Here is a 13947-nt window from a genome sequence, read left to right as displayed (position 1 = left end):
CACGAGTCGTGCCGAAGCCTTTGCCGCGCCCGAGGGGTCAGGTCAAGTCGACACGCTTCTCGTCGACTTGACCTGACCCCTCGGGTGTGGCTGCCTCTGGTGCGACTCGTGCCGGGACCACGCCACACCCCAAGCACCCACGCAACAGCAAGCCGCCCAAACCAACAGGCGTGCCATCAACCCGCCAACGGCGCTGGCCGGTCCTGGATCAGATTGGCGGGTCCGGGGCGAAGCCCCGCGCCTGAAACAGGAACCCAACCCGCCAACCGCAACCCACGCCAACCCAACCAACGACCCAAAAACCCAAGCCCACCAACAAAAAGCTCAACCCACGAGCAAACACCCAAACAAAAAGGGGGGACGCCCAGAACGAGAAGCGAACACGCTCCCGCAGGCGTCCCCCCACTCCGCGGACCCCCTGCGACTCAACCTACCCACAGGGTCCGACAAGATCGAAGAAGAGCGATCGGAGGAAGATCCGTCAGAGGTTGGGGAACCAGATCTTGATCTCCCGCTCCGCCGACTCCGCCGAGTCCGACCCGTGCACGAGGTTGTACTGCACCTCGAGGCCGAAGTCGCCGCGGATGGTGCCCGGCGTGGCCTTCTCGACGGGGTCGGTGCCGCCGGCGAGCTGGCGGAAGGCGGGGATCGCGCGGACGCCTTCCACCACGATGGCGACCAGCGGCCCGCCGGTGATGAAGTCGACGAGGTCGTTGTAGAACGGCTTGCCGTCGTGCTCCGCGTAGTGCTGCTCGGCGGTGGCACGGTCGGCGGTCCGCAGCTCCAGCGCGGCGAGCTTCAGCCCCTTGCGCTCGATGCGGGCGATCACCTCGCCGACGAGACCACGGGCAACGCCATCGGGCTTAACGAGAACCAGGGTGCGCTCGGACACGACGGTGTGACTCCTTGAAAACCAGGTACGGGATGTGCGGACAGGGTAGCGAACGCCACACCCTCCGCCGTGCGCAGCGTGAAGCAGCGGATCGCTAGTGCACGAGCACCGGCTGCGCCTCGCGGTCGACGTCCACCTGCCGCAGCACGAACACCGCGAGTCCCAGCGCCACCGCCACCAGCACGGCGGAGATCCAGAACGCCAGGTGGAAGCCCGCGGTCAGCGCCTCCAACCGGCCGACGCCCGACGCGAGCAGCGACGACGTGTACGTGGTCGAGGTGGTCGCGAGGACGGCCAGGCCCAGCGCGCCGCCGACCTGCGCGGTCGTGTTCACCAGACCGGAGGCGAGACCCGCCTCGTCGTGGGAGGCGCCCGACATCGCGAGCGACATCAGGGCCGGGAACGACAGGCCGAGGCCGACGCCCAGCGGCGCGACCGCGGGCAGGATGTGCGCGAGGTACGAGCCGTCGACCGGCACCTGCGTGAACACCACCATGCCGGTCAGCATGAACAGCAGGCCCACGATCAGCATGTTGCGCTCGCCGAACCGGGTGTTCAGGCGCGCCGACAGCGACACCGAGAACACCGCGATCGCACCGGCGACGGGCATGAACGCCAAGCCGATCTGCAACGGCGTGTACTGCAGCACGAGCTGCATGTAGAGCGTGTCGAGGAAGAACAGGCCGAACATGCCGGCGACCATGGAGATCTGCACGAGGTTCGCGCCGGTCACGTTGCGGGACTTGAACACCCGCAGCGGCAGCAGCGGCTTCGCGGCGGTCCGCTGGCGCAGCACGAAACCGGCCAGCAGAGCCAGGGCGACGGCGCCCAGGCCGAGCGTGTGGGCGGAGCCGAAGCCGTAGTGCTCCGCCTTGACGATGGTGTAGACGCCGAGCATCACCGCGGCGACGATCAACAGCGCGCCGAGCACGTCCGCTCCCTCGCGCAGTCCCAGCCCGACCGAGTCGGGCACGAGGCGCACCGCCGCGATGGCCGCCACGATGCCGATCGGGATGTTCACGAAGAAGATCCAGTGCCACGACATGGCATCCGTGAGCACGCCACCGAGCAACAGGCCGAGGGACGCGCCTGCCGCCGCGACGAAGCTGAACACGCCGATGGCGCGTCGCTGCTCATCGGGCTTCGGGAACATGGTCACGACCATGCCGAGCGTCACGGAGGTGGCGAGCGCGCCGCCGGCACCCTGGACGAAGCGCGAGACGATCAGCATCTCGGCGTTCACCGACACGCCGCACAGCAGCGACGCGACGGTGAAGACGCCGAGGCCGATCAGGAACACCTTCTTGTGCCCGATCAGGTCGCCGAGGCGGCCGGCGAGCAGCAGCAGACCGCCGTAGGCGATCAGGTACGCGTTCACGACCCAGGCCAGCCCGGCCTGGCCGAACTTGAGGTCTTCGTCGATCGCGGGCAGGGCGACGTTCACGATCGTCTGGTCCAGCACGATCATCAACATCCCTGTGCACAGCACGATCAGCGCGAGCCAGCGCGAGTCGGTCTTCGGTCCCCCTGAGTTCATAAGAGGAACCGTAGCAGATAGTTTTTTATGAGACTATCTACTGCCTGATGGCTTACTACCCGATGGCCTGGCGCAGCGCGCGCTTGCGCGGTGGCTTCTCACACGGCACGACCGCGCTCAGGCGGCCTTCGACCAGCCTGGCCAGGCCGTTCACCAGGCCATCGCGCTCGTCGCCCGGCAGCGAACCCAGCACGCTGGTGACGATCTCCTCGTACAACTCGTCCGCCTTCGCCACGATCTCGCGGCCCAGCGGTGTCACCACGATCACCCGTGCGCGGCGGTCCGAAGGGGACGGCTTGCGCTCGGCGTACCCGGCGCGCTCCAGCGCGTCCATCGTGACGACCATGGTCGTCTTGTCGATGCCGATCAGGTCGGCGATCTCGGACTGCGTGCGGTCGGCGTCCAGCGCGCCGGACAACACGCAGCGGGCTCGCGGAGTCAGCCCGATCTCCGCGAACCTCGCCGTCAGCTCGGTCTCCAGCGCGTGACCCGTCCGATGCAGCAGCATCATCAGGTCGGTACACCCCTTCGTGCCCATGCGCCCAAGCTACCAAACTAATCCAGAAGCAAACTATTTCTTCACGGAACTATCGCTCGAGCACCACGACCGAGCGCGCCGCTCCCACCTTCTTCTCCCTGGTCAGGGCCTTCCAGTCGCCCGCGGGCAGTGCGACGGCCCGGTCCGCCGGGTACGGGTTGATCACCACGACCAGACCGCGGCGACCGGGGTCGGCGTCGGGCCCGGCCGTGTCGTCGACGTGCATGACGATCACGCCGGGCTCGGCGGCGGGGAACGACACCTTCTGCTGCACGAGGTCGGCCGACCCGAGTGAGAACAGCGGCGACGACTGGCGGATCCGCAGCAGCTCCAGCGTCGCGTCCAGCGACGCCTTCATGTCCGCCGGCGAGGGCTTCGGACCGGCCAGCAGCGGTGCCGCGTACGGCCACTTCGACTCGTTGTCGGCCTTGGGCGGCAGACCGCGGCCGAAACCGTTGTCGCGCAACGACGGGTCGTACGGGTTGAACCAGTCGCCCGAGTCGTAGCTGTTGCGGTCCAACGACTTCGAGCGCAGGAACTCGGTGCCCGCGTGCACGAACGGCCGCCCCTGCCCGAGCAGCGCCGGGGCCAGCGCCACCGTCTGCATCTTCACCCGGTCCGCGGCGGACGTCGAAGGCTTCAGCTTGTACGTCAACGCGTCGAACAGCGTCTCGTTGTCGTGCGCGTCGACGTACGTGATCGCCTCCTGCGGCTGTCCGGTGTACCCGGCGGGCGCACCGTTGTACGTCACGTCCCGGCCGGAGACCACCGGTCCGGCCGTGGACCGGAACCGGTACGACGCCATGTTGCCCGCCATGCCCAGCTTCACCAGGTCGCTGTAGTTCTCCAGCCGTGCGGCCACGTCACCGTTGGCCGGCGAGGAGTTGACGTCCCCGGCCAGCCCGGAGCCGATGCCCTGCACGCGCGGGTCGTCGTCGAACGGTCCGCCGCCGCGCACCGCGTCGCGGAGGCGGTCGCTGAACGTGCCCACGCCCGTCCCGGCCATGTTCGCCTGGGTGGCCTGCTCGAACCGGGCGTTGCCGGCGACCTCGCCGAAGTCCCAGCCCTCGCCGTAGAGGCCGATCCTGCGCCCGTCCACGCCGTCGCGCTCGACGGTCAGGGCGTCGAGCGCGGCCCGCACCGCGAGGATGTTCGCCTTCGGGTGGTGGCCCATGAGGTCGAAGCGGAACCCGTCGACCTTGTAGGTGCGCGCCCACCGCACCACGGAGTCCACGACGAGCTTGCCCATCATGGCGTTCTCGGTCGCGGTGTTCGCGCAGCACGTGGAGTTCGCGACCGAGCCGTCGAGGTTGAGCCGCTGGTAGTAGCCGGGCACGACCTTGTCCAGCACGGACGTCGGCGCGTCGCCGAAGGCCGCCGTGTGGTTGTAGACGACGTCCACCACCACGCGGTTGCCGTTGTCGTGCAACGACTTCACCATCTCGCGGTACTGCTTCGAGCGTGCCCAGCCGTTCTGCGCGTCGGCCGTGGCGTACGAGCCCTCGGGCACGTCGTAGTGGAACGGGTCGTAGCCCCAGTTGAAGCCGTCCTTCGCCGCCACCTCGCCGATGCACGCCTGCTGCCGGTCGGAGTCCGCGGGCAGCGAGGGCAGGTCACAGGCCGGGGTGGCCTGCTCGGAGCGCTTCTCGGGGATCGTGGCGATGTCGAACGTGGGCAGCAGGTGCACGGTGTCCATGCCCGCGGCGGCCAACGTCCCGAGGTGCTTCATGCCCACCGAGTCGCGGTGCGTGAACGCCTTGTAGGTGCCGCGATCCGCCGCCGGGACGGACTGGTCGTTGATCGAGAAGTCGCGCACGTGCAGTTCGGTGATCGCGCCGCCCATGCCCTTCGCGACGTCCTTCGACCAGCCCTGCGGCATGGTCCGCCCGTCCTCGAGGTCAGCGAACTGCGAGTGCGTCGAGTTCACCGACAGCGCCACCGAGTACGGGTCGGTGACCATGACCGTGCGCTGCCAGTCGGTGACCTCGAACTGGTAGTACCTGTTCTTCCAGTTGCCGTGCCCGGACCACGAACCCGAGGCGTCGTCGCGCTCGAGCTGCACGACCTTCCGAGGCTCACCGGACGGCTCGTCGAACAGGCGCAGCTTCACGTTCCGCGCGGTCGGCGCCCACAGCCGGACCGACGCGCGGTCGCGGTGGAACTCCGGCCCGAACGTCAGCTTCGTCGCCGCGGCGGCGTAGCGGTCGTCGAGCACGCCCGCGATCTGCACGCTCGTGCGGTGCCGGATCGCCCCTCCCGCGTCGACGTGGACGGCGGAGAGCCTGTCTCGCAACGCCTCGTCGGCGAACCCGCGCACCGCGAACACCGGCTTGCCCTTGAGGTGCGGGAACCGCGCCGGCACCTCCTCGGTAGTGGGCGAGAGCCGCAGCACCCGTGAGCCGTACTCCAGCCGGTAGCCGTCGGACTGGACCACCGGCACGTCCCAGACGACCCTGTCCTTGGAGATCCAGATCGCCTTGGCCTTGGACAGGTCGTCATCGGCGGCAGGACCGGCGTTCGGCGGGAGCAGGTAGGTCTCGTCACCCTGCAACTGCCACACCTCGTGCCCCTTCTGGCCCAGGTCGAGGAACTGGTCGGGTCCGGGGTCCTTGGTGTCACCGCGGTGGAGGAGGTAGCTCAGCCCGGCGGCGCCCGGCGCGAGTGGCACCGACCAGTAGACGCCGAACTGGTCGCGCCCGTCCGGCACGCGCGAGGAGTTCCAGCCCGGCGACGGCTCGGCCGAGCCCGTCCAGTGGTACATCGTCCAGTCGGTGTAGTCGCCGTCGGCGCGGTGGTAGTGGATCACCGCCCGGTTCTCGGCGGCGGCCCTCGTGGCGTGCACCTCGCCGTTCGCGACCCACGCGTGGCCGCTCGTGAACTTGCCCGTCGCCTCCGCGGTCGTGCCGCGCACGACGGAGAAGTCGGTGGTCGGCGGCAGCTCGGCGACGCCGTTGGTGAACGGCACGTCGCCTCGTCCGGCCACGCGCACCACGGCTCCAGTGGCGTCACCGATGTAGTGCACGACCGCCTTGCCCGTGGCCGCCTGCTCGGACGGGTGCACGGCCGGGTCGCCCTGCTTCAGCCACACCTCGGGCGTGACGCTCGGGTCGACGATCCGGTCGACGGACGTGTCCTTCTCGTCGCCCTTGTGCGCGATGATCCCGACGGCCTTGGCCCCCGGCTTCAGCTTCACCCACGCGAAGCGCCCGTAGGTGTCCTCTCCCGCGAACGGCAGCGGAGCGCTCCACTCGGTCGGCGTCTCGACGTCGCCCCAGACGTGCAGGCCCCAGCCGTCGTAGTTGTCGCGGGCGTAGTGCACGACCAGCCAGTCCGGGTTCTTCGTGCCGGGGTCCGGCAGCGGCGGCGCGGCCACGAGCGAGACGAACGCGCCGTCCGCGCCGATCTCGCCGGACTTCGCGACCACGCGCAGCTCGACGCGCTTGCCGGCCGTGGCGCCCGGAAGTGCCGACAGGTCGGCGAAGACCCGGTACGGAGCGGCGTCGTCGGTGCCGAGCACGGTCCACTCGCGGGTGCCCTCGACGCGCGCGACGAACGTGGCCGCCGCGTTGGGGGCGCTGATGCCGTCCGCGCGGAGCTCGACGCGCTCGTCCAGCACCGTTCCGGCGGCCGGGGCGACCAACGTCGGCGACGGCTTCGGCTTGGCGACGTCGCCGGTCCCCTTGAGCACCGTCGACGACAGCGCGGGCACGGTCACCGTGACGCGGCCGTTCTGGACCTGCGCGTTCTCGAAGCCCGAGGACGACACGGGGACGGTGACGGTCGCGGGCGAGGTGCCGGCGTTGGCGACGACGAGGTGCTCGCGGCCGAGGATGCGGCTGAACGCGATGACGTCCCCGTCCGCGTACCGGAGGACCTGGTTGCCGTCCCGCCACACCGGGTCCTTGTCGACCTGCGCCGCGAGGGCCTTGAGCTGTTGGTACAGCGGGTGGGCGGTGTTGAAGTTGTCCTGCGCGCCGGTGCGGTCGCTGCCGACCGGCTTCTCCGCCATGTACTCGGGCGTCTTGGAGGCGAACATGTCCTGGCGGGCCAGCTTGTCGCCGCCGGTGCCCGCGAAGCCCTGCTCGTCGCCGTAGTAGACGACCGGGTTGCCGCGCCACAGGTACATGAGCGCGTTGCCGAGCTTGAGCCGCTCCAGCAGCTCCGCGTCGGAGATGCCCGGCCGGTCGTTGCGGATCATCCACGCGACCCGGCCCATGTCGTGGTTGCCGAGGAACGTCGGCAGCGACGAGGCGTTGGAGTCGGCGTCGGTGTACCGGTCGTCGTCCAGCAGCACCTCGCCGAGCCGCTCCGAGCCCTTGCCGGACAGGAAGCTCACGGCGCCGCTCTGGAACGGGAAGTCCAGCGTGGCCTGCATCTTGCCGGTGGTCGTGTACTTGGAGGTGTTCTCGGGCGAGGAGTCGAAGACCTCGCCGAACACGAAGAAGTCCTTCTTGCCCTTGCGGTTCGCGTACTGCTTCACGTGCGGTGCGAGCGCCTGCCAGAACTCCAGGTTGACGTGTTTGACGGTGTCGACGCGGTAGCCGTCGATGTCGAGCGTGTCGATCCAGCCCGTGAAGATGTCCTTCATGCCGTTGACCACGCGCGGGTGCTCGGTCATCAGGTCGTCGAGACCGGAGAAGTCGCCCTGCTCGCTCGACTCGCCGGAGAACGTCGAGTCGCCGCGGTTGTGGTAGAGCGTGGGGTCGTTGAGCCAGAACGGGATCTTCGTCGGGCCGTCCTTCACCGGCGTGTACGGGAACGACTTCGCCGCGTCGAGCTTCGGGAAGTCCTTGCGGCCCGCGTACTCGGCGATGTCGAACGGCTTGCCGTCGGCGTCCAGGTACGGCTGCGCACCGGTCGAGACGTACTGCGTCTTGCCTTCGGCGTACTTGATCACGTCGGCGGTGTGGTTCGCGACGATGTCGAAGAAGACCTTGATGCCCCGCCGGTGCGCGTCCCTGATCAGGTCGCGCATCTCCTGCGTGGTGCCGAAGTGCGGGTCCAGCCGGGTGAAGTCGACGGTCCAGTAGCCGTGGTAGCCCGCGCTGTCACCCTGCACCCAGCGGTTCAGGAACATCGGCGTCATCCAGATCGCCGTGATGCCCATGCCGTCGAGGTAGTCGAGCTTCTGCCGCAGGCCCTGGAGGTCACCGCCGTGGTAGAAGCCCTTGTCGGCGGGGTCGAAGCCGTGCTCGGCGGTGGTCGAGCGGCCCCGGTCGTTGCGCGGGTCGCCGTTGGCGAACCGGTCGGGCATGACGAAGTAGAAGCGCTCACCCCGCAGGTCGTCGCGCCGGGGCGGCAACGCGAGCCGCGCGTCCCCGTCGCGCACACCGGGCGCTATGTCCACCACCTCGCCCACGGCCAGCCGTTGCGGTGGTGCGGCAACGGCCTGGACCGGTGTGAGGGGCAGCAGAACCAGTGCAGCGAGCGCGGCGACGACCCGACGCATCGCGACCTCCTTGTCGCAACTTCTTGCAGGGTTGCTGCACGAAACCACGACAAACAGCGGGAAACAATACGTCGGGGACTGCAAATATTTGCGATCAGCCTGTCGAACGCCGGTAGGTGATCGCCAGGCGCAGGGGGTGCGAGCGCCACTCGTTGGCCGCCATCCCGGCGATCACGCCGATGCCCTCGACGGACTCCGCCGTCGCGGGCGCGCTGCGGCTCGGCGAGCCCGCGAACGGTCCCCCGGCGGGCGGCGGCGAGAACTGGGCGATGACCACCCGCTGCCCCTCGTGCGGCCGCACGGCCAGCAGGACGTGCGGGTCGGCCTGCTCCCCCTGGTGCTGGATCGGCTCCAGGGAGAGGTGCTCGCCGCGGCCAGCCGCCTCGCCGCACATCCGGCCGGCCCACTTGAACGCGTCCACGACGTCGTCGTCGGAGAGCTCGGCATCCGCCTGCGACAACGAGACCTGCACCAGGTGCGTGCCGTGCGCGGTCATGTTGCCGTCGGTGGTGAAGCGGTCGGGGATCATCGCTTCGCCGGTCGCGACGTCGATGAGGAGCATGTCGCGGAACCTGGTGTCCGTGAGCGGTGACCGGCCCATGAGACCGCGGCCGAGCATCTCCCCCAGCTTCGGATCGGTCATCCGCCAGTACGTCGTCTCCTCGCCGATCTGCAGGCCGACGAAGTCCTTGACCGGCAGGCTCGGCAGTGCGGTCACCAGGGTCTGCCCCGGCGCGACGGGTGGCGGCGCCTGCACCTGGAACGGCGGCAGCGCGGCGAACTGCGGGTCCAGCCGCGCCGTGCGGACGACGTGGTGCGCCCACGCCCGCACCCGCGACAACGGGTGGTCCGGGAACCGTGCGTCGTAACGGGGGTCGTCGCCCGCGTGGAACGGGAGCCTGCCCTCCAGCTCCGGCGCGTACGGGTGCGGCCTGACCCAGTTCCCGAACCCGATCTCGGCCGCCAGCACGGCCTCCCGCGCGCCCGTCATACCGCGTTCCAGCGCGCCGAGCTGCAGCACGGCGCTGCAGTTCGCCTTGGGAACGGTGAACGAGCAGATGAACGCCTGGCCGTTCGGCTGGTTCGGCAGCGGCACCTTGACGATCCGCAGCAGCGCCGGCACACCGTCGAGCTGGACGACGTGCGCCTCGACCAGGCAGCCGCTCTCGCCGTGGACCAGGGCGAGGTCGTGCCGGAGCTTCGGCAGGTCGTCCAGTCCCGCGGGCAGGTCGGGGACCAGGCCGTAGTAGGTCAGCTCGGCCTGGTCACCGCTGGGGTGCTGCCAGGTGTTCTGGTCGAGCCGGTGGAAGCCGGTGGTGTCGAACGAGATGGGCACCCGTCGACCCTACGGCGGTCGTCAGGCGGCCCTGAGCGTTTTGGACCACAGCGAGGCGCCCGTCGCGTCCCGCAGCCAGACCGTCAGCTCGTGCCGGGTGGCCTCGACCTCGCCGAAGTGCTGGAACCCGTCGAGCGGCGTGGTGTTGGCGGCGGGCGGCGCGTGCACGAACACGGCCTGCGGCCCGAACGTCGGGTCGAGCGCGTTCGGCCCGAAGGCGCCCGAGTGCAGCGGTCCGGACACGAACTCCCAGAACGGGTCGAAGTCGCCCACGGCCGCGCGGTCCGGCGAGTAGTGGTGTGCCGCGGTGTAGTGGACGTCCGCGGTCAGCCACACGGTGTTCTTGACGCGACGCCTCTTGAGCTCCCGCAGCACCCAGGCGATCTCGTGCTCACGGCCGTTGGGCGCACCCGGCAGCCCGTTGGCGACGCCCTCGATGTCGGTGCCGTCCGGCACGGTGAGCCCGATCGGCAGGTCCGCCGCGATGATCTTCCACGTGGCGGTGCTGCGGGACAGCTCGCGGACGAGCCACTGCGCCTGCGCGGCACCGAGGACCACGCCGGGCTGGTCCTTGGGCGAGGTGTTGCGGTCCTTGTAGGTGCGCATGTCGAGCACGAAGATCTCGACGTTGCGGCCGTAGGCGAACTTCCGGTAGACCCGGCCGTCGACAGCGCGCTTGCGGTCGATCGGCATCCACTCGTGGAACGCCTGGAAAGCCCGCTGCGCCAGCACGTCCACGCGCTTCTCGGTGTACTGCGGGAGGTCGAGGACCTCGCCGGGGTACCAGTTGTTGGTGACCTCGTGGTCGTCCCACTGCGCGAAGGTGGGGACCTGGGAGGCGAAGCGCCGCACGTTCTCGTCGAGCAGGTTGTAGGCGAACTGGCCGCGGTACTCGTCGAGCGTCTCGGCGACCTTGGACTTCTCCGGCGTGACGAGGTTGCGCCACACGCGGCCGTCCGGCAGCGTCACCACCGGCTGCAACGGGTTGTCGGAGTAGACGCTGTCGCCGCTGTGGATGAAGAAGTCGGGCCGGCGGTCGGCCATCGCCTTGAAGATCGGCATGCCGCCGATGTCGGGGTTGATGCCCCAGCCCTGGCCCGCGACGTCGCCGGACCACACGAAGCGCACCTCGTCGCGGCCGAGCGGAGCGGTGGTGAAGCTGCCGGTGAGGGCCTCGCTGCGGGTGCGGCCGTCGAGGTCCTCGGCCGTGACGCGGTAGTGGACGGGCCGGCCGGGCAGCAGGTGGTTGACCCGCACGTGCCCCGTGCCGCCGGTCTCGGGCGTGAGCAGCGGGCCGCGGATGCGCCGGGCGAACCGGAACTCCGGGTCGTGGGACACCTCGACGAGCATCCGGGACGGCCGGTCGGCGCGCGTCCACACGATGCCGCCGTCCCAGGTGACGTCCCCGGACTGCACGCCGTGCGTGAGGACGGGGCGGTCAGTCCTGGCGAGGCTGGCGCCCGAGGGCACCAGCGCCGCGGCCGTGCCGAGTGCGCCTGCCTTGAACAACGTGCGACGGTCGAAGGTCATGCGCGGTTTCTAGTCGCCGGGTCTGACCGGCGCTGAAACCGCGGGTGAACTTCGACCGTCGCACCGCGTGGATCACGCGAGGCGCTTGAGCCAGTCCGTGATGATCTGCCGCGACGCGGGCGTGGCGTGCACCCACGTCTGGCGGTTCTGGTCGGTGTACTTGACCACGAGCCAGCGGCCGTCCTCGAAGTCGATCGTGGTGAGGAAGGTCTTGGCCCGCTGCCTGCCCTCGGGGCCGCGCTTCGCCGCGTACAGCTTCGCCGTGCCCTTGCGGGGCCGGGCGAGCAGCTGCCGCAGCGTGATCGACGGCGCCGCCCTGCCGGGCTGGTGCGCGTTGAGCTCCGACTCGTGCACGTTGATCGACGCGCCCTTGCCGGGCGGCACGTCCGGCAGCTGCATCGCGAGGACCTCCGGCGCGTTCTCCGGACGGATCGGGTGCAGCTGCACGAACCCCTGGTCGTGCACGGCGAGCACGCCGTGCTGCGAGCTCGCCGCGGCCACGACGGGCCGCGTCTCGCTCGGCGTCACCGCGATCCACGCCGAGTAGTCGGCGTCGGCGTTGGCGATCAGGCGCAGCGTGCCGCGCACATCCGGGTGGTCCAGCCCGACCTTGCGCAGCTCGCCGATGACGTCGCGCTCGATGACCGCGCGCTCGTCCTCGGTCTCACCGGGCGAGTCGACGGAGAGCGCCGGGTGGAACGCCCCCAGCCTCTCCTGCTTCCACAACACGTCGAACGCGAGGTCGGACAGCTGTATGGACGACCGCAGCACGTCACCCCCCGATCGTCGGCGGCGCGACCATCGGCATGTCACCGATGATCTCGTTGGTGTTCTCCTCGGTGATGAGGTAGTCGGCGGTCTTGTGCTCCAGGTCGTCCTCGCCCTGGCCCTTCTGACCGTGGCCACCCATGCCACCCATGCCCGCCGCACCGGCCCGCCCGGCCGCACCGGCGGCCGCGCCACCACGCGCACCCGAGTTCGGACCGCTCTCGCCCATGCCGCCGAACACGCCGGCCTTGCCGCCGGGCTGCTGGGCCGCCGAGCCGCTGCCGGCGCCGACACCACCAATGCCACCGCCGCCGCCGCCGAACCGGCCACCGCCGGCTCCGCCACCACCGAACTTGCCAGCACCGGCGCCACCGCCACCGCCACCGCGCCCGCCGCCACCGCCCAGACCGGGACCGCCGGGCAGGCCGATGGGCGGCAGGCCCGTGTTCGGCGGCCGCTCGATCACGCCGCCGGCGGGCGGCTTGCCACCGGGGTTGCCGATGTCAGGACCGGGCCTCGTGCCGCCGGTGCCGTCGTTGCCGCCACCGACCCAGCTCGTGTTGGTCTGGTCACCCAGGCTGCCGGGCCCGGTCCAGGAGCTGCCGGTCGTCCCCTGCGGGGACCCCGTCGAGGACGGGAACGTCGGGGTGCCGGTGGGACGTCCCGTGTTGTTCACGTCCGCGGTCTTGTCGCGCCCGTCGTCGCCCCCGGTGTTGACGACCTCGACCTGCAGGCTGTCGGCCGTGACACCGGGGAACTCCTTGGGCAGGTCCCCCCGGTTGGTGTTGCTGGCGCTCTGGAACTCGCTGTAGACCTTGCGGTTGTGCGCCTCTTCGGCGTTGTAGCTGTTGACCGCGTCCTCGGTGTCGGTGTCCCACGGCGACACGTCGTCCCAGAACCCGGTCTCCGGCTTGCTCGCCGGCATGTTCTTGAGCTGGCCCTTGTTGTAGTTGAACTGGTAGACCTGGTTCGACAGCGAGTGGTCGGCCTGGCGCAGCGCGTCCTGCATCTGCATCATGGCCTGGTTGATCGGGCTGCCCGCGGCCTGCGCGGCGTCCGCGCTGGCTCCGGTCCACGACTCGCCGAGGGTCTCGCCGACGCGCTTGAGCCTTGCTTCGATGCCGGCGTAGGTGCGTTCCAGCGCGGTGGCGGCGGTGGCTCCCGCCTGCGCGCTGCCCGTGCCGGGGCCGGTGGTCATCAGGTTGTAGATCTGTGCCCCGGAGAACCCGTCGGCGCGGGTGTTGTCCTGGGTGAAGCAGCTGGGCGCGGGTCCTGTCATTTCGCACCTGCCTTGATCGTGGTGACGGCGAGACCGGCGAACTCGGTGACCGCGCCGCACGGGTCCGCGAAGCGGGAGCTACCGGTGATGGCCTGGACGGTGAAGAGGATCGCCTGCTCGGCGGTGACGCCGACGGCGATCTCGCAGTTGCCCTTCGACCGCTGGTCGGTGGCGAGCGTCAGGACCGCCGGGTAGCCCTGGACATCGGCCAGCGGCTCGAAGACGGCGTAGGTCCCGTTGTCCTTGTTCTTGTACATCGAGTCGAGGTTGGTGCCCTTCGGCAGGATCGTCAGACCGGGAGCGACCTTGGCCGGCGTGCTCGCGCCGAGCCAGATGCACGACGCACCGGGAGAGCTGGTGTTCACCTTGCCCGCGACGCCCGGCATCCCGTACGCGTCGATCTGGGCCGAGGTGACCGCGCTGCACGGATCGGCCTCGAACGCCTTGACGTCGAGCGGGTTCTTGACTTCGGGCGCTCCGCCGCCGGTGCCGGTGCTGGTGCTGGTGCCGGCGGGCTGGGTGGTGGCCGTCGGCGTGCCGGTCGTGCCGTTGCCGGTGCTGCACCCGGCCAGCAGCACGAGGGCGGTGGCGCCGATGACGATGTTTCGGATGCGCAAC

Annotated in this window: 9 protein-coding genes; all 9 read right to left on the bottom strand. The window is 70.0% G+C overall.

What is annotated here, in order from left to right; genetic code table 11:
- Window positions 1–481: 481 nt before the first annotated feature.
- Window positions 482–892: a nucleoside-diphosphate kinase gene (gene ndk, locus BMW88_RS31005; RefSeq protein WP_089957572.1), complete on the bottom strand. Its 411-nt coding sequence runs from the start codon at window positions 890–892 to the stop codon at window positions 482–484.
- A gap of 94 nt (window positions 893–986) precedes the next feature.
- On the bottom strand, window positions 987–2429 hold the full coding sequence (locus BMW88_RS31000; RefSeq protein WP_089957569.1) for a DHA2 family efflux MFS transporter permease subunit: 1443 nt from the start codon (window positions 2427–2429) through the stop codon (window positions 987–989).
- Between the two features lie 55 nt (window positions 2430–2484).
- Complete coding sequence (locus BMW88_RS30995; RefSeq protein ID WP_218148260.1) at window positions 2485–2967, bottom strand: MarR family winged helix-turn-helix transcriptional regulator; 483 nt, start codon at window positions 2965–2967, stop codon at window positions 2485–2487.
- A gap of 49 nt (window positions 2968–3016) precedes the next feature.
- On the bottom strand, window positions 3017–8416 hold the full coding sequence (pulA, locus tag BMW88_RS30990; protein ID WP_089957566.1) for a pullulanase-type alpha-1,6-glucosidase: 5400 nt from the start codon (window positions 8414–8416) through the stop codon (window positions 3017–3019).
- 94 nt (window positions 8417–8510) lie between these two features.
- On the bottom strand, window positions 8511–9752 hold the full coding sequence (locus tag BMW88_RS42295) for a hypothetical protein (RefSeq protein ID WP_177221488.1): 1242 nt from the start codon (window positions 9750–9752) through the stop codon (window positions 8511–8513).
- Window positions 9753–9773: 21 nt separating this feature from the next.
- Complete coding sequence (locus BMW88_RS30980) at window positions 9774–11282, bottom strand: alkaline phosphatase D family protein (RefSeq protein ID WP_089957563.1); 1509 nt, start codon at window positions 11280–11282, stop codon at window positions 9774–9776.
- A 72-nt stretch (window positions 11283–11354) separates the two neighbouring features.
- The gene (locus BMW88_RS30975; RefSeq protein WP_177221487.1) at window positions 11355–12053 is read right to left on the bottom strand and encodes an ESX secretion-associated protein EspG; all 699 of its coding nucleotides are present in this window, start codon (window positions 12051–12053) and stop codon (window positions 11355–11357) included.
- A 1-nt stretch (window position 12054) separates the two neighbouring features.
- Window positions 12055–13329: a PPE domain-containing protein gene (locus BMW88_RS41250; RefSeq protein WP_143116343.1), complete on the bottom strand. Its 1275-nt coding sequence runs from the start codon at window positions 13327–13329 to the stop codon at window positions 12055–12057.
- On the bottom strand, window positions 13326–13946 hold the full coding sequence (locus BMW88_RS30970) for a DUF3558 domain-containing protein (RefSeq protein ID WP_089957558.1): 621 nt from the start codon (window positions 13944–13946) through the stop codon (window positions 13326–13328). The genes BMW88_RS41250 and BMW88_RS30970 overlap by 4 nt, the downstream gene beginning before the upstream one ends.
- Between the last annotated feature and the right edge of the window lies 1 nt (window position 13947).

The sequence above is a fragment of the Lentzea xinjiangensis genome (assembly GCF_900110955.1).
Lineage (GTDB): Bacteria > Actinomycetota > Actinomycetes > Mycobacteriales > Pseudonocardiaceae > Lentzea > Lentzea xinjiangensis.
Note: the sequence above shows the minus strand (reverse complement) of the source record. Positions and strands in the feature narration are given on the sequence as shown.